Consider the following 18,224-nt stretch of genomic DNA (forward strand, 5'->3'; position numbering starts at 1 on the left):
CGCTCTGCTCCCCTCCGCCGCCGGTGCGAGACTGGCAGGGTGACGGACATCGGCCGACGGACGGACCGGCGCTTGGAGCGAGCCATCCTGGAGCTGCTGGAGCGCCGTGGACCGACCGCGACGATCTGCCCCTCCGATGCCGCGCGAGCGGTGTACGAAGGGGACGGCGACGGCTGGCGCGCGCTCATGAAGCCGGCCCGCCGCGCGGCGCGGCGGCTGGTCACGGCCGGCGAGGTGGAGATCACCCAGGGCGGCCGCCCCGTCGGACCGGAGGACGCCCGCGGACCGATCCGTATCCGCCGCGTCGGCTGACCCGCCCGGTGCGGGCCCGGAGCCCGCACCGGGGGACGGGGTGGCGAGCTGTTGTCGGTTGGGTGTACGGGAGTGAGTGATAGTGCCTTCGAGTGAGTCCGGTGGCTGGCCGGGGGATGCTGGGAACGGGCGTTCTGGGGTCGTATGGGTGACCTTGGTGGTGGTGGCTCGTTGTGTGGGGTGGACGGCACGCAAGCCTTGGGGGGTGTTGTGGTGGGTGGGGTGCGGGAGTTGGCGGCGTCGTTCGTGGTGCCGGGGCCTTCCGGGGTGGCGGTGCGCGACCGGCTCAAGCACCTCACACCCCAGGACGAGGCCGTGCTGCGTGCGGTCGGCGCACATCAGGGGGCGCTCGCCTCCCGCGACCTCAGAACCCGGTGCGCGCAGGGCCTGGGGCACAGTGCGAAGTCATGGGCGGCGCGTAAACGCGACCTGACGTCGGTGTCGTCGTCCAGGATTGCCGGGGCGATCACGAAGGCGACGCATGCGCAGTGGGCGCTGGCCCGGCGTTGCCAGGCCGCGCAGATCCGGTCGTTGGAAGCCGGGATCAGGACGCTGCGGCACCGGTTGTCCCTCCCCGTCGGGCAGACGGGGGCCAAGCGTGCGGCCGGTGGCTACCGGTCCAAGGGAGAGTGGTTTCAGAAGTCGCGTCGCCTCACCGCCCTGGAAGCACGGCACACCGCCGCCGCCACGGAACGGGAGGCCGGGCGGGTGCGGGTCGTGCGGGGCGGGAAACGCCTCTTCAACACCCGCCACCACCTCACCGAAGCCGGGCTCACCGTGGGGCAGTGGCGTCAGCGGTGGGAGGCGGAGCGGTGGTTTCTGGCGGCGGATGGTGAGTCGGGGAAACGGTTCGGGAACGAGACGATCCGCGTCACCCCGAACGGCCAGGTCAGCATCAAGCTGCCCGCCCCGCTCGTACACCTGGCCAACACCAAGCATGGCCGCTACACCCTCACCGGCACGGTGGCGTTCGCGCACCGTGGTGTTGAGTGGGCCGATCGCATCGAAGCAAACCGGGCTGTCGCCTACCGCATCCACCTGGATGTGGAGCGGGGCCGTTGGTATCTGACCGCGTCCTGGCAACGCCCGATCGTGCAAACACTGCCGTTGGAGGCGGCCCGGGCCCGGGGCATGATCGGTGTGGACACCAACGCCGATCACTTCGCCGCCTACCAACTGGACAAGCACGGCAACCCGGTCGGTGAACCCCACCGGTTCGGTTATGACCTGTCCGGCACCGCCACGCACCGTGACGCGCAGATCCGTCACGCCCTGACCCGCCTGCTGCACTGGGCCACAGAGTGCGGTGTGGCAGCGATCGGGATCGAGGACCTCGACTTCACCGCCGAGAAGACGAGAGAGAAGCACGGCCGCCGCAAAAATTTCCGGCAGGTGATCTCCGGGATCCCGACCGGGAAGCTCAAGGCCCGCCTGGTCTCCATGGCCGCCGAACAGGGCCTGGCCGTTGTCGCGGTCGATCCGGCCTATACGTCGATGTGGGGTGGTCAGCACTGGCAGAAGCCGCTGGTCACGCCCCGTCGCAGAATGTCCCGTCATGATGCCGCCGGTATCGCGATCGGGCGACGCGCTCTCGGACACCCGATTAGGCGTCGGACGGCACCGCCCCCACACGACCAGCGTGATCGTGTGGGGCATCGGACCGTCCAGGCCTCACCAGGCGTACGAGAGCGTGAGGGAACCCGCCCACCCGCAACGGACCACGCCCCTGGAGGCATGCCACCGAACGGGACGCGAAAGCGGCAACCCAGCGCATCCAACACCGTTCGGGATGCGCCCAGAACACATCAGTGGGTCCAGGACTCACTTATGCACACTGGATAGGAACGGTCAGCCGAATACCGGGCCCTGCGTACGGGTCCGCTTGATCTCGTAGAAGCCGGGGATCGAGGCCACCAGCAGTGTGCCGTCCCAGAGCTTCGCGGCCTCCTCGCCCTTCGGGGCGGGGGTGACGACCGGACCGAAGAAGGCGATCTGCTCACCGTCGGCGCCGGGCACGGCGATGACCGGGGTGCCGACGTCCTGGCCGACCTTGTCGATGCCTTCCTGGTGGGAGGCGCGCAGCTCCTTGTCGTACGCGTCGGAGTCGGCGTACTCGAGGAGCTCGGCCGGCAGGCCGACGTCGGCGAGCGCGCCCGCGATCGCCTCACGGGTGGGGCCCTCGCCGTTGTTGTGGATGCGGGTGCCGAGGGCCGTGTACAGCGGGCCGACGATCTCGTCGCCGTGCTTCTGCTGGGCGGCGACGACGACGCGGACCGGCGCCCAGGCCTGGGTGCGCATCATGTCCTGGTACTCCTCGGGCAGCTCGTCGAGCCGGGACTCGTTGAGCACGGCCAGGCTCATCACATGCCAGCGCACCTCGACGTCGCGGACCTTCTCGACCTCCAGCATCCAGCGGGAGGTCATCCAGGCCCAGGGACAGAGCGGGTCGAACCAGAAGTCGGCCGGGACCTTGCCGGTGGCCGTGCTGTTCTCGGGCATGTCTCTCCTCATGAGGTCGGGTCTGCACCTGTGAGCGGGAACACCACGGGGCCCTCCCGCCATTCCCGCGCACGGGCGCCGACGGCCGCATGGGAGGATCGAAGGTCTTCGATCGAGACACAAAGGAGTGCTCCGTGCCCGGTGAGAACCTGTCCCGCGACGAGGCCCGCGAGCGGGCCGAGCTGCTGACCGTCGACGGTTACGAGGTCGCCCTCGACCTCCGCTCCGCCGTCGGTGAGCCCGACACGGGCGACGAGGCCGGTCCGCGCACCTTCCGCTCGCAGACCACGATCCGCTTCCGCGCCGGCCGTGCCGGGGCCTCGACCTTCGCCGATCTCATCGCCCCGTCCGTGGACGCGGTGAGCCTGAACGGCAAGGACCTCGACCCCGCGGCCGTCTTCGACGGCGTGCGTATCGCTCTGGAGGACCTCGCCGAGGGCGAGAACGTCCTGGTGGTCGACGCGCGGTGCGCGTACAGCCGGACCGGCGAGGGCATGCACCGCTTCGTCGACCCGGAGGACGGCGAGGTCTACCTCTACACGCAGTACGAGCCGGCCGACGCGCGGCGTGTCTTCGCCAACTTCGAGCAGCCCGACCTCAAGGCGCCCTACCGCTTCCAGGTGACGGCGCCCGAGGGCTGGCGGGTCTGGAGCAACGGCGCGCAGGAGTCGCAGGAGGGCGAGGTCCACCGGTTCGCGGAGACGCTGCCGATCTCGACGTACATCACGGTGGTCGTCGCCGGGCCCTACCACTACGTGAGCGACCACTACACCCGTACGTTCGACGACGGTACGAAGCTGGACATCCCGCTCGGCGCGATGTGCCGCAAGGGTCTCGCGCGCCACTTCGACGCCGACGACGTCTTCCTGATCACCAAGCAGGGCCTGGACTTCTTCCACGACAACTTCGACTACCCGTACCCCTTCGGGAAGTACGACCAGGCGTTCGTGCCGGAGTACAACCTCGGCGCGATGGAGAACCCGGGCCTCGTCACCTTCCGCGAGGAGTACATCTACCGCGGAAAGGTCACCTCGGCCTCCTACGAGCGCCGCGCCAACGTCATCCTGCACGAGATGGCGCACATGTGGTTCGGCGACCTGGTCACCATGCAGTGGTGGGACGACCTGTGGCTGAAGGAGTCCTTCGCCGACTTCATGGGGACGTTCTCGATGGTCGAGGCGACCCGCTTCGCCAACGGCTGGATCACCTTCGCCAACAACCGCAAGGCGTGGGCCTACCGGGCCGACCAGCTGCCGTCCACGCACCCGATCACGGCCGACATCCGTGACCTGGAGGACGCCAAGCTGAACTTCGACGGCATCACGTACGCCAAGGGCGCCTCGGTGCTCAAGCAGCTCGTGGCCTATGTCGGACGGGACGCGTTCCTGGAGGGGGCGCGCCGCTACTTCAAGCAGCACGCGTACGGGAACACGCAGCTGGGCGACCTGCTCTCGGTGCTGGCCGAGACGTCCGGGCGCGACATGAGTGCCTGGTCGCGCGCGTGGCTGCAGACGGCGGGGGTCAACGTCCTGACGCCGGCCGTGACGTACGACGGGGAAGGCCGGATCGCGGAGCTCTCCGTGACCCAGGAGGCCGCCGCCTCCCACCCGGAGCTGCGGCCGCACCGGGTCGCGGTGGGCCTGTACCACCTCTCCCCGGAGGGCACGCTGGTGCGGTACGCCCGCGCGGAGACCGATGTCGCCGGCGAGCGGACCGTGGTCGCGGAGCTGGCCGGGCGCGAGAAGCCCGACCTGGTCCTGGTCAACGACGACGACCTCACCTACTGCAAGGTCCGCCTCGACGAGGGGTCCCTGGCAACCCTGCGCGAGCACCTCGGTGACATCACCGATCCGCTGGCCCGGGCGCTGTGCTGGTCGGCCCTGTGGAACCTGACGCGGGACGCGCTGCTTCCGGCCCGGGACTTCGTCGCGCTGGTGCTGGCGCACGCCGGCCGGGAGAGCGACATCGGTGTCCTCCAGATGCTGCACGCCTGGGCACAGTCGGCGCTGGTGCACTACGCCGCGCCGGCCTGGCGGGAGGAGGGCGGCCGGGCGCTGGCCGAGGGCGCACTGGCGGAGCTGCGGCGTGCGGAGCCGGGCAGCGAGCACCAGCTGACGTGGGCGCGGTTCTTCGCCGCCGTCGCCGCGTCGGACGCCGACTTCCAGCTGCTGGGCGGACTCCTCGACGGCTCGGCCGTGGTCGACGGCCTGGACGTCGACCAGGAGCTGCGGTGGGCGTTCCTGTCCCCGCTGGCCTCGCACGGCAAGGCCGACGAGGCGGCCGTGGACGCCGAACTCGCCCGGGACGACACGGCGTCCGGCAAGCGGCACCACGTGCGGTGCCTGGCCTCCCGCCCCTCGGCGGCGGTCAAGGCGCAGGCGTGGGCGACGGTGGTGGAGTCGGACAAGCTGTCCAACGCTCTCGTCGGCGCGACGATCGCGGGCTTCGGGCAGCCGTCGCAGCGGGAGCTGCTGGCGCCGTACACGGCCTCGTACTTCGAGGCGATCGAGCGGGTCTGGGCCGAGCGGTCCATCCAGATCGGCATGGACGTGGTCAAGGGCCTGTTCCCCGGGCTGCAGGACGACCCGGCGACCCTCACCGCGACGGACGCGTGGCTGGCCTCGCACCCGGACGCGGCACCGGCGCTCCGGCGGCTGGTCCTGGAGGCGCGGGACGATCTGGCACGGGCGCTGCAGGGTCAGGAGCGCGACGCGGCGGCGTGAGACTCCGGCGCGCGCCCCGCACACGTGTGTGGGGCGTGCGCCGCACAATCCCCGTCGCGACCACCCTTTTCGGCATTCGAACTGCCGTACTTTAGGACGGCGTTGTCCTGGAATGTCGACGGGCGTGTAACACGGGTTATCGCGGCGCGAGGCTGCGGGAACCTCCCCGGCATGAACCGGAACACCCCTCTCTCCTCCCGCCCCGTCCACGAAGTGACCCACCGCGTGCGGTCCGCCGCGCAGCTGCGCTCGCAGGGAGTGACCGCCGCGCAGACCGCGGCCCACTGCCTGCCCGGCGGTCCGTGGCAGCAGCTGCTCCCCGGCGTGTACCTCCTGCACCCGGGACCGCCCACGAACGACGACCGGGTGCGCGGCGCCCTCCTGTACGCCGGGCGGCCCCCGGCCGGCGCCCGCCGGACCGTGCCGGCCCAGTCGGGGCCCGGCTACGGCGAGGCCATGGTGACGGGGCTGGCGGCGCTGGCCCTGTACGGCTTCACGTCGGCTCCCCCGGTGATCGCGCTGCACCGGATCGACGTGCTGGTGCCGCGCACCAGGCGGCTGCGTTCCACCCGCTTCGTCCAGGTCACCAGGGCCGCCGTCCTGCCCCGGCCGCAGCGCCGGCTCGGGGTGCCGCTGGCTCCGGTGGAGCGGGCGCTCGCCGACGCGGTGGCCTCGCTCGCGGACGCCTCGACGGTGCGCCGGATCCTTACGGAGGCGGTGCGTGGCGGGCACTGCGAACCGGCGTCCGTCGTACGGGAGCTGAACGACGCCAAGCTGCTGGGCCGCGCGCACGTGGTGGACGCCGTGGACGCGCTGCTCGTCGAGGGCCGGGCGATGGCGGAGGGCCGGCTCTACGAGATGGTGCGCGCCCACGGTCTGCCCCAGCCGCTCTGGAACGTGGAGCTGTCCCTGCCGGGCGGCAGGTTCCTGGGAGGGGTGGACGCGTACTGGCCGGAGCAGGCGGTCGCGCTCGAACTGGGCGCCCGGTCGCCCCGCGAGGAGCGCGTCATCTTCGCGGCGGAGCGGGAGCACCTAGAGCGGCTCGGGGTGACGGTGGTGCGGGTGACCCCGAAGCAGCTGCGTGACTCGGCGGAGCAGCTGTCGGTGGTGCTGCGTACGGCGATGATGGCGGCCGAGGACCGTGAACCGGCCGCCTACGTGGTGGTCCTGCCCCGGTGAGCACGGGCCGGTGGCGCAATGGCTCCGGTGGCGGATCTACGCCATGTCACTTTCTCGTCCCCGCCAACTCTCCACAAACCCCTGTCATTTACGAAAGGCTGAGCGGTCATCGGGTACCGAATTCCGGACTCTCTCTTTCTTTCACAAAAACAGGGATGCTGATGACCAAGGAATCCCCCAGCTCCATACCCGGGGCGAGACGCGCGGCGCGCATCGCGGCCGCAGCCGGTCTGGCGGCCGCGCTGGCCGCCTCCGGCGCCGCCCCGGTCTTCGCCGCCGACGACCCGGTGGCTTCCCCCGTGAAGCCCGCCGCCGCGGGTACGAACGGCGACAAGCTGGGCGAGGCCGACGCCGATGTGCTGGCGAAGGCCGAGGCCAAGGGCGAGAAGAACATCACGATGATGGTCGCCACCACCCCCGGTGCGACCGAGAAGGTCGCCGAGCAGCTGGACTCCGTCAAGGGGTCCGTGCTGGGGCAGACGTACGACAAGCTCGGCTATGTCCGGGCGACGGTGCCGACCGCGACCGCCGAGGCCACCATCAAGGCGGCGCAGAAGCTGTCGTCGGTCCAGGGCATCGATCTCAAGCAGGAGATCAAGCTGGACGACCCGACGCCCACGGGCGACCGGGCCGCCGGGGCGAAGCAGCAGAAGGCCACGGGCAGTTACGCGGCGCCGAACAAGAAGACCCCGGCGAAGAACCCGTACAACCCGTCCTTCGAGACGGGCGCGGTCGACTTCGTGAAGCAGCACCCGAAGGCCGACGGCCGCGGGATCACCATCGGTGTCCTGGACTCCGGTGTCGACCTCGGCCACCCCGCACTGCAGAAGACCACCACCGGCGAGCGCAAGATCGTCGACTGGGTGACGGCCACCGACCCGGTCAACGACGGCGACGGCACCTGGCTGCGGATGGACCAGGCCGTGTCCGGCCCGACGTTCACGAGCGGCAGCAAGACGTACTCCGCACCGGCGGGCTCGTACGGCTTCAAGGTGTTCAAGGAGTCCGCCACCCGTGGCGGCGACATGGCGGGCGACCTCAACCGTGACGGTGACATCACCGACGAGTGGGGCGTGCTCTACGACCCGGTCGCCGGCACCACGCGGGTCGACCTGAACGGCAACGCGGACTTCGGCGACGACACCGTCCTGAAGCCGTACAAGGACAAGCACCAGGTCGGCTACTTCGGGACGGACAACCCGGCGACCGAGGTCGTCGAGCGCATCCCGTTCGTCGTCGAGACCCGCAAGAACGTCGTCTACGACACGGCCGGCTCGAAGGCCGACTACGTCAGCATCGGCGTCATCGAGAGCGAGCACGGCACGCACGTCGCGGGCATCACCGCGGCCAACGGCCTGTTCGGCGGCGAGATGAACGGTGCGGCGCCCGGCGCCAAGATCGTCTCCTCGCGCGCCTGCACCTGGTCCGGCGGCTGCACCAACATCGCGCTGACCGAGGGCATGATCGACCTCGTCGTCAACCGCGGCGTCGACGTCGTCAACATGTCGATCGGCGGCCTGCCGCCCCTCAACGACGGCAACAACGCCCGCGCCGAGCTCTACAAGCGGCTCATCGACATCTACGGCGTCCAGCTGGTCATCTCGGCCGGCAACGACGGCCCGGGCGTCAACACCATCGGTGACCCCGGCCTCGCCGACCACGTCATCTCGGTCGGCGCGTCCATCTCCAAGGAGACCTGGGCCGCCAACTACGGCTCGAACGTCACCAAGAAGTACGACATGCTGCCCTTCTCCTCGCGCGGTCCGCGTGAGGACGGCGGCTTCGCGCCGATCCTGACGGCCCCGGGCGCGTCCATCAACACCACCCAGACCTGGCTGCCCGGCGGCCCGGTCAAGGAGGCGGGCTACTCCCTCCCGGCCGGCTACTCCATGCTGCAGGGCACCTCGATGTCCTCGCCGCAGGCCGCGGGTGCGACGGCGCTGCTGCTGTCCGCCGCGAAGCAGAAGCACATCGAGCTGCCCCCGGCCGATCTGCGGACCGCGCTGACCAGCACCGCCACCCACATCGACGGAGTGCCCGCGCACGCCCAGGGTTCCGGTCTGATCAACATCGTCGGCGCCTGGAAGCAGATCGAGAAGCAGGGCACCCCGGCGCACGAGTACGCCGTGAAGGCCCCGGTCGACACCGCGATCGACTTCGCGCTGAAGACCCCGGGCTTCGGCACCGGCCTGTACGACCGTGAGGGCGGCCTGAAGGCCGGCCAGAAGAAGTCGTACGACGTCACCGTCACCCGCACCACGGGTCCGGACAAGGCCGTCACGCACAAGCTGTCCTGGAAGAACAACGACGGCACCTTCTCGCTGACCGGGTCGAGCACCGTCTCGCTGCCGCTCGGCAAGCCGGTGACCGTCAAGGTCCAGGCGAAGCCCCGCACGGCGGGCGTCCACAGCGCGATCCTGGTGGTGGACGACGCGAAGACCGTCGGCGTGGACCAGCAGATCCTCTCCACGGTGGTCGTCGCCAAGGACCTGGTGAAGCCGGGTTACGCGTTCTCGACGAGCGGCTCGGTGCAGCGCAACGGCACCACGTCGTACTTCCTGAACGTCCCCGAGGGCGCCGAGACCCTCGAGGTCGCGCTGAGCGCCCTGCGCTCGGGCAGCCAGACGCGGTTCATCTCCATCCACCCGTACGGGGTCGCGGTGGAGGACAGCTCCACGATCTACTGCTACCCGAACTACGAGAACCCGGCCAACACCTGCCGCCCGGACACGCGCTCCTACAAGGACCCGCAGCCGGGCGTCTGGGAGATCGAGGTCGAGTCCCGCCGTACGTCGCCGCTGCTGGACAACCCGTACAAGCTGGACGTCTCGCTGCTCGGCGCCTCCTTCGACCCGGCGGTGCAGACCATCCCCGAGGCGAAGATCGGCACCCCGGCCGCGGTGGACTGGACGGTCACCAACAACGCGGGTGACCTGGAGGGCTCCCTGAAGGGCGGCACGCTGGGTTCGGCCGACGTGGAGCGTCCGTCGATCGCCACGGGTGTCAAGTACACCAAGACGGTCACCGTCGGCGAGGGCGTCGAGAAGCTGGACGTCGCCATCGGCAACACGTCGGACGCCAACGCCGACATCGACCTGTACGTCTACAAGGGCGACACCGAGGTCGGTGCCTCGACGACGGCGGGCTCGGAGGAGTCGGTCAGCCTGGTGAACCCGGCTGCCGGCACCTACACCGTCGTCATCGACGGCTACGCGGTCCCGGCCGGGACCACCGAGTACGACTACCGCGACGTGTACTACGCACCGTCGCTCGGCGAGATCAAGGTCGACGAGTCCAAGGCCGTGAACCTGGCCAACGGCGCGTCCGCCCAGGTCGGGGCCCAGGTCGTGGTCGCCGGAGCGGCTCCCGAGGGCCGGCAGTTCTTCGGCGAGGTGCAGCTGGTGAACGCCCGCGGCACCGCGGCGGGAACCGGCAGCGTCGTGATCGAGAAGGTCGCGCCGTAGCCATCGGACCGGTGTGATCCGCACGACACCGAAGACTGTGGGGCGGGCGCTCTCAAGGGCTCCCGCCCCACAGCTCTGTGCGCACCCGGTCCGCCTGCCGGACAATGGATTGGACAAGGAAGCCGTGGACATACGCATCATGGACCGGCAACCGTGCCGTTCGTGTCTGTGAGGAGTTCCCGTGAAGGTCGGAATTGTCGGCGCCACCGGTCAGGTCGGCACAGTCATGCTCAGGATTCTGGCCGAGCGGAAGTTCCCCGTCGCCGAACTGCGGCTCTTCGCGTCCGCGCGCTCCGCGGGCTCCACCCTCGCGTACGAGGGCACGGACATCACCGTGGAGGACGCCTCCACGGCGGACTACACCGGGCTCGACATCGTGCTGTTCTCCGCCGGCGGCGCGACCTCGAAGGCGCTGGCCGAGAAGGTCGCCTCCCAGGGCGCCGTCGTGATCGACAATTCCTCCGCCTGGCGCAAGGACCCCGAGGTCCCGCTCGTGGTCTCCGAGGTCAACGCGCACGCGATCAAGAACCGCCCCAAGGGCATCATCGCCAACCCGAACTGCACCACGATGGCGGCCATGCCCGTGCTGCGCCCGCTGCACCAGGAGGCGCAGCTCGACGCGCTGACCGTCGCGACCTACCAGGCGGTGTCCGGCTCCGGTGTCGCCGGTGTCGCGGAGCTGCACGGCCAGGCGTCCAAGGTCGTCGCGGACGCGGACAAGCTGACGCACGACGGCGACGCGGTCGACTTCCCCGAGCCGGCCGTCTACAAGCGCCCGATCGCCTTCAACGTGCTGCCGCTCGCCGGCTCGATCGTGGACGACGGTTCCTTCGAGACCGACGAGGAGCAGAAGCTCCGCAACGAGTCCCGCAAGATCCTGGAGATCCCGGCGCTCAAGGTGTCCGGCACCTGCGTCCGGGTCCCGGTCTTCTCCGGCCACTCCCTCCAGATCAACGCCCGTTTCGCCCGCCCGATCAGCGTCGAGCGCGCCTACGAGCTGCTGAAGGACGCCGAGGGCGTCGAGCTCTCCGAGATCCCGACCCCGCTCCAGGCGGCCGGCAAGGACGCCTCGTACGTGGGCCGCATCCGGGCCGACGAGACCGTCGAGCACGGCCTCGCGCTGTTCGTCTCCAACGACAACCTGCGCAAGGGCGCCGCGCTCAACGCGGTCCAGATCGCGGAGCTGGTGGCGGCGGAGCTCAAGGGCTGATCCGCCTCGCCACCGAAAAGGGCGGCCACCGAAAACGGTGGCCGCCCTTTCACGTGCCTGGACCCGCCTCAGAGAGCGAGGTGCCTGCGCAGGGCGGCGTCGATCTCGCCCATCCGCTGACGCGGCACGGTCCCGACGCGCTTCAGGAACCGCTCGTGCGCCATCGCGCGTACCTGCTCGCACTGCACTTTGGAGTCCTTGGGCAGGCCTGACTCGTCCGCCTGCAGCAGCACCTGGAAGGGGTGGACCCGAGAGGTATTGGAGGTCAGCGGCACGACCGTGACCACGCCACGCCCGGTCCGGTCCACCACCGCGTTGGCGCCGTCGTTCGAGACGATCACCGAGGGCCGCGCCTTGTCGGCCTCACTGCCTCGAACAGGTTCGTACTCGACCAGGTAGATGTCACCGCGCTTCATCGGTCAGCCCGTCCCCGGAGAACCGGTCCCAGAAGGCGGCGTCCTCACTCGCGTCCCACTCCGCGAAAGCGGCCTCGTAGTCGGCCTCCAGGTTGGAGGCGCGCAGAGCCTCGATGGCGGCGTGTATCACCGCCGACCGGGAGTCCGCCTCGGTCTTCGCGGCGTACTCGTCGACGAAGGCGACATCCTCCTGCGGCAAGCTCACACTGATCTTCATACCGAATATCCTACCGCAGGTAGCACTCACTCGGCTACCGCAGCGTCAGCTCTGGCGCACCTCGAAGTGGAAGCACCCGTACTCCACCGCCCGCACGTGCACCAGCGCCACCTGCGGGTCGGCGAAGGCTTCCGCGAGGGCATCGTCGTAGCCCCGCTCCTCGTCGGCCGGGATCTCCAGCAGCCGGCCTCCGACGATCCTGCCGTCCGGGTCGTAGCGCCGGACCGTACGCAGCGCGCCCGCCCGCGAGAACGGGTAGCCGGTCCGGTCCGCCGCCGGGCCCTCGCACTCCTCGGCGTGGATGAAGACCGGGCCCTGTTCGTCGTACGCCCCCGGGCGCGCCCATGTCTCGGCCGCCCAGCGCCGCAGCGGCGCGTACGACACGAGGGCGATCCTCTCCCCGGGCTCGGCGCCGCGCAGGCAGCAGCGGAGGGGATCACCGCCCTCCGTCGCCGTGTACGGGACGCAGGGGCGTCCGGCGTCGTCGGTCGTGCGGAGCTCTTTCAGAGCGTCCGGCCCGATGGGCCGTGCCTCGTAAGTGGTCATGATCCGAGGGTGGCCCGATCGACTCCACCGGTCCGGCGGAAAACGGACATCGCGCTGTGCCCGCCCCACGTGGAAGGATGGCCAAAAACGTCGCATATCAAGGAGATGACCGCGTGCCTGGCACGAATCTGACCCGCGAAGAGGCACAGGAGCGGGCGCGCCTGCTGACCGTGGACGCGTACGAGATCGATCTCGACCTCTCCGGCGCACAGGAGGGTGGCACCTACCGGTCCGTCACCACCGTGCGCTTCGACTCCGCCGAAGCGGGTGCGGAGACCTTCATCGATCTGGTCGCCCCCGCGGTGCACGACATCGTGCTGAACGGCAAGGACCTGGACATCGCCGCCGTTTTCCGGGACTCCCGGATCACGCTGAAGCACCTCCGGGCCGGCGCCAACGAGCTGAAGGTCGTCGCCGACTGCTCGTACACGAACACCGGCGAGGGGCTGCACCGGTTCGTCGACCCGGTCGACGAGCAGGCCTACCTCTACACCCAGTTCGAGGTCCCGGACGCCCGCCGGGTGTTCGCGAACTTCGAGCAGCCCGACCTGAAGGCGACCTTCCGCTTCACCGTGAAGGCACCGTCCGGCTGGACCGTGATCTCCAACTCGCCGACCCCGGAACCCGAGGGCGACGTCTGGTCCTTCGAGCCGACGCCGCGCATCTCCACCTACATCACGGCGCTGATCGCCGGTCCGTACCACGCGGTGCACAGCAGCTACGAGAAGGACGGCCAGTCGGTGCCGCTCGGCATCTACTGCCGGCCGTCGCTCGCCGAGTACCTCGACGCGGACGAGATCTTCGCGGTCACGCGGCAGGGCTTCGAGTGGTTCCAGGAGAAGTTCGACTACGCGTACCCCTTCGCCAAGTACGACCAGCTCTTCGTCCCCGAGTTCAACGCCGGCGCGATGGAGAACGCGGGCGCGGTCACCATCCGCGACCAGTACGTGTTCCGTTCGAAGGTCACGGACGCGGCCTACGAGACGCGCGCCGAGACCATCCTCCACGAGCTGGCCCACATGTGGTTCGGCGACCTGGTCACCATGGAGTGGTGGAACGACCTCTGGCTGAACGAGTCGTTCGCCACCTACACCTCGATCGCGTGCCAGGCGGACGCCGAGGGATCGAAGTGGCCGCACTCCTGGACCACGTTCGCCAACTCCATGAAGACATGGGCGTACCGGCAGGACCAGCTGCCCTCGACGCACCCGATCATGGCGGACATCCAGGACCTCGACGACGTCCTGGTGAACTTCGACGGGATCACGTATGCGAAGGGCGCCTCGGTCCTGAAGCAACTCGTGGCGTACGTCGGCAAGGACGCGTTCTTCAAGGGCGTGCAGGCGTACTTCAAGGCACACGCGTTCGGGAACACGCGCCTGTCCGACCTGCTGGGCGCGCTGGAGGAGACCTCCGGCCGTGACCTGAGGACCTGGTCGAAGGCGTGGCTGGAGACGGCCGGCATCAACATCCTGCGCCCGGAGATCGAGACCGACGAGAACGGCCACGTCACCTCGTTCACCGTCCTCCAGGAGGCCCCCGCGCTCCCCGCCGGGGCGAAGGGCGAGCCGACGCTGCGCCCGCACCGGATCGCCATCGGCTGCTACGACCTCGACGCTGCCGGGAAGCTGGTCCGCACGGACCGGATCGAGCTGGACGTCGACGGGGAGCGCACCACCGTGCCGTTCCCGGCCGGAACGGCGCGCCCGGCGGTCGTCCTGCTCAACGACGACGACCTGTCGTACGCGAAGGTCCGCCTCGACGAGGAGTCCCTGCGGGTCGTCACCGCGCACCTGGGTGACTTCGCCGAGTCCCTGCCCCGCGCCCTGAGCTGGGCCTCGGCCTGGGACATGACGCGCGACGGCGAGCTGGCGACGCGCGACTACCTGGCACTGGTCCTCTCCGGGATCAACAAGGAGACGGACATCGGCGTCGTCCAGTCGCTGCACCGCCAGGTGAAGCTGGCCCTGGACCTCTACGCCGCCCCGGAGTGGCGCGAGGCGGGTCTGAACCAGTGGACCGAGGCGACGCTCGCGCACCTGCGCGCGGCGGAGCCGGCCAGTGACCACCAGCTGGCGTGGGCCCGTGCCTTCGCGGCGACGGCGCGCAGCCCGCTCCACCTGGACGTGCTGCAGTCGCTGCTGGACGGCACCCAGGAGATCGAGGGCCTGGCCGTCGACACGGAGCTGCGCTGGGCGTTCGTGCAGCGCCTCGCCGCGACCGGCCTCATCGACGAGGAGGAGATCGCCGCCGAGTACGAGCGCGACAAGACGGCCGCGGGCGAGCGCCACGCGGCGTCCGCACGCGCGGCCCAGCCCTCCGAGGAGGCCAAGGCCGAGGCGTGGGCGTCGGTCGTCGAGTCGGACAAGCTGCCGAACTCCTTGCAGGAGTCGGTCATCGGGGGCTTCGTGCAGACCGACCAGCGTGAGCTGCTCGCTCCGTACACCGAGCGGTACTTCACGGCGGTCAAGGATGTCTGGGACTCGCGCAGCCACGAGATGGCCCAGCAGATCGCGGTCGGTCTCTACCCGGCCCTCCAGGTCTCGCAGGAGACCCTGGACGCGACGGACGCCTGGCTGGACTCGGCGCAGCCGACCGCCGCGCTGCGCCGGCTGATGTCGGAATCGCGCGCGGGCGTGGAGCGTGCGCTGAAGGCCCAGGCCGCGGACGCGGCGGCGGCCACCGCGTAGCGGAACCCTGCACGCGAGAGGGGGCGCCTCCGCCGGGAGGCGCCCCCTCCATGGCTTCCCGCCGAGGGGCCGCAGCCGGCAACGAGAGTCCTGAAACGCCTTCCAGCGCAGGCTACTTGACGAGACAGAAACCCGTGGCACATCGAATCTCCGGCGGTCAAGGGCTCTCCTGGAAGGTCACCCCGTTCCACCGGAGTTCCGTTTCTGTGTACGTAACGTGCCGACCAGACCGTCCGGCCCGCAGATTCGCGTGACCACCAGGACTTGAAACGCCCGGGGGACTACCTTTCATGTTCGAGTTCAGTCACGCGAGGCCCTTACGCCACCTATGTTGATGTCGTCGCAGGACATCTCGATGAATTCGCCTATGGCGAAGCTCGCTTCGCGGGCATCCTCTTCGTCCTCGGCGTGGCGGTGGTCGTACCAGCTGTGAAGAGAATCAAATTCTCCGTGGATACCCTCAGGAGCCAGCTTACTCAGCTCCTCAAGAACGTGCCCTTTCTCGGTAATGGTCATGTCGTGAGAATTCTGTAGATCCAGCGGCGTGGCTGCCTCGCAGAAACTTTCCTGATCACCCTTGCTCTGAAATTCATCCGCTTCTGCCAACTGAAATCCCAGGACGCCGACAACGACCAGACCGATGACCGCCGCTATACCTATTCGCAGCTTAGCGCGCACCTGCATCACGTGCCTGCCGAAATTGCGTTCAAGTCGTGCTTGTCAAACTTGTAGTAGGCAGTAGCCGTACTGCTGCGCATACACGAGTTGTCATCCGTATCGTTACCCGAGGTCCGGTGACCAAGGTCTGCCGTGTGGCCGAATTCATGGCAGCCCATGACTACCCAGGTCCAGTCAGAGTGCTTGAAGGCCGTATTGAACTGGATAGTAAACACGTCACAGGAGGTCCAGAGCGCGTTCCAGTCCTTGCATCGCGTCTGAGCACCCCACGTGACGCCCTTCGTCGTGTAGTCGTGCACTTCGATATCCCCACCGCCCCACGAGGTGGAGATTACGCTACGTTCGAGTTCCCTCTTCCCCCACTCCATTGCACCCTTACCTTTGACAGTGAGGGAGTAGCCCTTTACTGCCTGATTTCTGTTGTCAGGATCAAATGACGAGTTATCGTGACTCGCATGGGCCGGTGTACACAGCGAGGCGATCAGGGCACCCGAAACAACTGCTACGGCGGCCCATCTGATTCTTATCACTATCATCTCCAGATTTAGCGAACAGCTGCAGGACGCTTCGGGACCTAACCCACTTTATTCCGAACCATCTCCCGTTCCCAGGTCAGACTTGGTGGCCGAGGGGAAGGGCTCTCCGCCTTCGGACACTCCCGGAATAGGGCTGTCGTTGACGTCTGGAACCGGTGATTCCCCGTAACCTGACGGCGCCGGCTCAGGCATATCGGCTGGCTGCGGCCTGTCCTCGGGCGGGGTGCTCTTGTCGAAGAGTTTTTCCAGAGTTCGAGTCAACGTCCATGCACTATGGTTCTGCATCGCGATACCAAGCGCCGAGCCAACCTCCGCAGAGGACGTCAAATTTTCGTTCTCCCCGATGTGCGCCCGCCCCTCCGTGCTGATCACGCTCCAGCGATTCGAGCCTATCGGCTCCCCCCAGGTCAGAAAGAAAATATACTCCTCGCCAACTTCGCTCCATGAGTAGTTATTGACCTGGTACCCCCGCCCCTCACTGTCCCAGCCCCACTCTTCAACAGTGATCGGATCAGCCCACGGATTGACGCCCGGCTTTTTGAGGTCGTCAGTTACCGTCAGCGTGACGTCTCTGGCCTGAGTGGTGGGAGGCGCTTCTCCCGGCTCCGTGACCTCATCCTCACCCGTGATGCGGCCGGGACCGACGGCAGTCACTGTGGCGCGAACCACCTTGACGGAAGTGACGGCCATTTGCTCGGCACTATCGAATTCAACAGTCTCCAAGGCGTCGACAACCACTTCAGGACGATCATCCATAACTCTCGGCTGGTCACCCACCCACATGAATGCCCCGCTCGTCAAGGCAATGACAGCGGTCGACGAGGCAACCCAGGCCCATTTTCTTACTGGCATCCAGAATCCCTCTTCCCTGAGCAGGCTTTACCTAATCTTCACAGCAAGAAGGAGGAGATGACAAGCTTACAAAGAGACCTAAACGCCCATCTGCCATCCTCACCGGAGTGACTTAGATCATTACCGTGCGGCGTTTAAGCCCTTCAATCGCGAAGTTTGTCCGGATTATTGACCTAAGTTGCGTCCCATTTGGCCAGTTTGAAAACCTTTCATGCCGGAAGGGGATGAATTCGAGTCCGAGAAAGGCCAGGCAGTTGATGAGTTCCGTTCGTAGCGGTGGTCGATTCCACGGGGCTCGGACCTGTGAGTTCGCCTCTTTTCAACCCTCACACACGCGGAGTCGAGAACTGCAGGGCAGACGTCGATCAGATCTCGCTCGCGCAGGAGGCGAAGAGCCGTTCAGGCCCGGCTGGAACGGGACTTGGGCGGCGAGGACGTCTCCCGGGATCTGCCGAGTCCCTGTCCCGCGCCCTGAGCTGGGCCTCGGCCTGGGACATGACGCGCGACGGCGAGCTGGCGACGCGCGACTACCTCGCACTGGTCCTCTCCGGCATCAGCAAGGAGACGGACATGGCTGCCAAAGCCGAGCGCCGCGCTGCGCCGGCTGATGTCGGAGTCCCGGGCGGCTAGGGGCGCGCCCTGAGGGACCAGGCGGTGGACGCGGTGGCGGCTTCCGCGTAACCGGCCCGTGCATCGCCGAAGGCGGCGTCTCCGGCAGGAGGCGCCGCCTTCGTGCGGCTGCGGCCGGGTTTCCCGGCGGCGGGCATGCTTGCGCTCTCGACGCTGCTGCCGGCCGTCGGCACGGCGGAGAGCGGCGCGATGGTGCTGCTGATCCTCTGGGGGCTGGTGCACGGGCGGTGCCCGTACCGTCAGCTGTGGTCCTGGCGTCGTCGCCGTCGGCC

At 68.5% G+C, this 18,224-nt stretch carries 15 protein-coding genes; 8 read left to right on the forward strand and 7 right to left on the reverse strand.

Going from position 1 to position 18,224, the window contains the following annotated elements; translation table 11 throughout:
* The first annotated feature begins 39 nt into the window (after positions 1-39).
* The gene (locus ACIBCU_RS04880; protein WP_362937159.1) at positions 40-312 is read left to right on the forward strand and encodes a DUF3253 domain-containing protein; all 273 of its coding nucleotides are present in this window, start codon (positions 40-42) and stop codon (positions 310-312) included.
* A 213-nt stretch (positions 313-525) separates the two neighbouring features.
* Positions 526-2,154 carry an IS200/IS605 family accessory protein TnpB-related protein gene (locus ACIBCU_RS04885; protein ID WP_362937156.1) on the forward strand — a complete coding sequence of 543 codons (1,629 nt, stop codon included), beginning with the start codon at positions 526-528 and terminating at the stop codon, positions 2,152-2,154.
* 6 nt (positions 2,155-2,160) lie between these two features.
* Here ACIBCU_RS04885 and ACIBCU_RS04890 read toward each other — a convergent pair whose 3' ends face one another.
* Entirely contained in the window at positions 2,161-2,811 is a 651-nt protein-coding gene (locus ACIBCU_RS04890; RefSeq protein WP_362937153.1) for a DsbA family protein, read from the reverse strand.
* A gap of 134 nt (positions 2,812-2,945) precedes the next feature.
* On the opposite strand from ACIBCU_RS04890, the gene pepN (ACIBCU_RS04895) reads away from it, so the two are divergent.
* From pepN (ACIBCU_RS04895) to ACIBCU_RS04910, 4 genes are all read left to right on the forward strand, one after another.
* Positions 2,946-5,534, forward strand: a complete 2,589-nt coding sequence (pepN, locus tag ACIBCU_RS04895; protein WP_399229251.1) for an aminopeptidase N — start codon at positions 2,946-2,948, stop codon at positions 5,532-5,534.
* A 171-nt stretch (positions 5,535-5,705) separates the two neighbouring features.
* Positions 5,706-6,713 carry a hypothetical protein gene (locus ACIBCU_RS04900; RefSeq protein WP_362937147.1) on the forward strand — a complete coding sequence of 336 codons (1,008 nt, stop codon included), beginning with the start codon at positions 5,706-5,708 and terminating at the stop codon, positions 6,711-6,713.
* 155 nt (positions 6,714-6,868) lie between these two features.
* Entirely contained in the window at positions 6,869-10,177 is a 3,309-nt protein-coding gene (locus ACIBCU_RS04905; RefSeq protein WP_399229253.1) for a S8 family serine peptidase, read from the forward strand.
* 181 nt (positions 10,178-10,358) lie between these two features.
* Complete coding sequence (locus ACIBCU_RS04910; RefSeq protein ID WP_399229255.1) at positions 10,359-11,387, forward strand: aspartate-semialdehyde dehydrogenase; 1,029 nt, start codon at positions 10,359-10,361, stop codon at positions 11,385-11,387.
* A gap of 68 nt (positions 11,388-11,455) precedes the next feature.
* Here ACIBCU_RS04910 and ACIBCU_RS04915 read toward each other — a convergent pair whose 3' ends face one another.
* The 3 genes from ACIBCU_RS04915 to ACIBCU_RS04925 are packed head-to-tail and all read right to left on the reverse strand — an operon-like array spanning position 11,456 to position 12,566.
* Positions 11,456-11,803 carry a type II toxin-antitoxin system PemK/MazF family toxin gene (locus ACIBCU_RS04915; protein WP_399229257.1) on the reverse strand — a complete coding sequence of 116 codons (348 nt, stop codon included), beginning with the start codon at positions 11,801-11,803 and terminating at the stop codon, positions 11,456-11,458.
* The gene (locus ACIBCU_RS04920; RefSeq protein WP_033299349.1) at positions 11,790-12,020 is read right to left on the reverse strand and encodes a ribbon-helix-helix domain-containing protein; all 231 of its coding nucleotides are present in this window, start codon (positions 12,018-12,020) and stop codon (positions 11,790-11,792) included. The genes ACIBCU_RS04915 and ACIBCU_RS04920 overlap by 14 nt, the downstream gene beginning before the upstream one ends.
* Before the next feature lie 45 nt (positions 12,021-12,065).
* Positions 12,066-12,566 carry a DUF1203 domain-containing protein gene (locus ACIBCU_RS04925; protein WP_362937135.1) on the reverse strand — a complete coding sequence of 167 codons (501 nt, stop codon included), beginning with the start codon at positions 12,564-12,566 and terminating at the stop codon, positions 12,066-12,068.
* 113 nt (positions 12,567-12,679) lie between these two features.
* Here ACIBCU_RS04925 and pepN (ACIBCU_RS04930) point away from each other — a divergent pair, with 113 nt between their 5' ends.
* Positions 12,680-15,256: an aminopeptidase N gene (pepN, locus tag ACIBCU_RS04930; protein WP_362937132.1), complete on the forward strand. Its 2,577-nt coding sequence runs from the start codon at positions 12,680-12,682 to the stop codon at positions 15,254-15,256.
* A gap of 300 nt (positions 15,257-15,556) precedes the next feature.
* On the opposite strand, the gene ACIBCU_RS04935 is transcribed toward pepN (ACIBCU_RS04930), so the two are convergent.
* From ACIBCU_RS04935 to ACIBCU_RS04945, 3 genes are all read right to left on the reverse strand, one after another.
* Positions 15,557-15,943, reverse strand: coding sequence for a hypothetical protein (locus ACIBCU_RS04935; RefSeq protein ID WP_399229261.1), 387 nt, complete (start codon positions 15,941-15,943; stop codon positions 15,557-15,559).
* Positions 15,940-16,233, reverse strand: coding sequence for a hypothetical protein (locus tag ACIBCU_RS04940; protein ID WP_399229263.1), 294 nt, complete (start codon positions 16,231-16,233; stop codon positions 15,940-15,942). The genes ACIBCU_RS04935 and ACIBCU_RS04940 overlap by 4 nt, the downstream gene beginning before the upstream one ends.
* 285 nt (positions 16,234-16,518) lie before the next feature.
* Positions 16,519-17,322 (reverse strand): hypothetical protein, encoded by an 804-nt coding sequence (locus ACIBCU_RS04945; RefSeq protein ID WP_399229265.1) that lies wholly within the window; start codon positions 17,320-17,322, stop codon positions 16,519-16,521.
* Positions 17,323-17,817: 495 nt separating this feature from the next.
* On the opposite strand from ACIBCU_RS04945, the gene ACIBCU_RS04950 reads away from it, so the two are divergent.
* Complete coding sequence (locus ACIBCU_RS04950; RefSeq protein ID WP_399229756.1) at positions 17,818-17,952, forward strand: hypothetical protein; 135 nt, start codon at positions 17,818-17,820, stop codon at positions 17,950-17,952.
* Positions 17,953-18,224 lie beyond the last annotated feature (272 nt).

The sequence above is a fragment of the Streptomyces sp. NPDC051064 genome (assembly GCF_044455985.1).
Classification (GTDB): domain Bacteria; phylum Actinomycetota; class Actinomycetes; order Streptomycetales; family Streptomycetaceae; genus Streptomyces.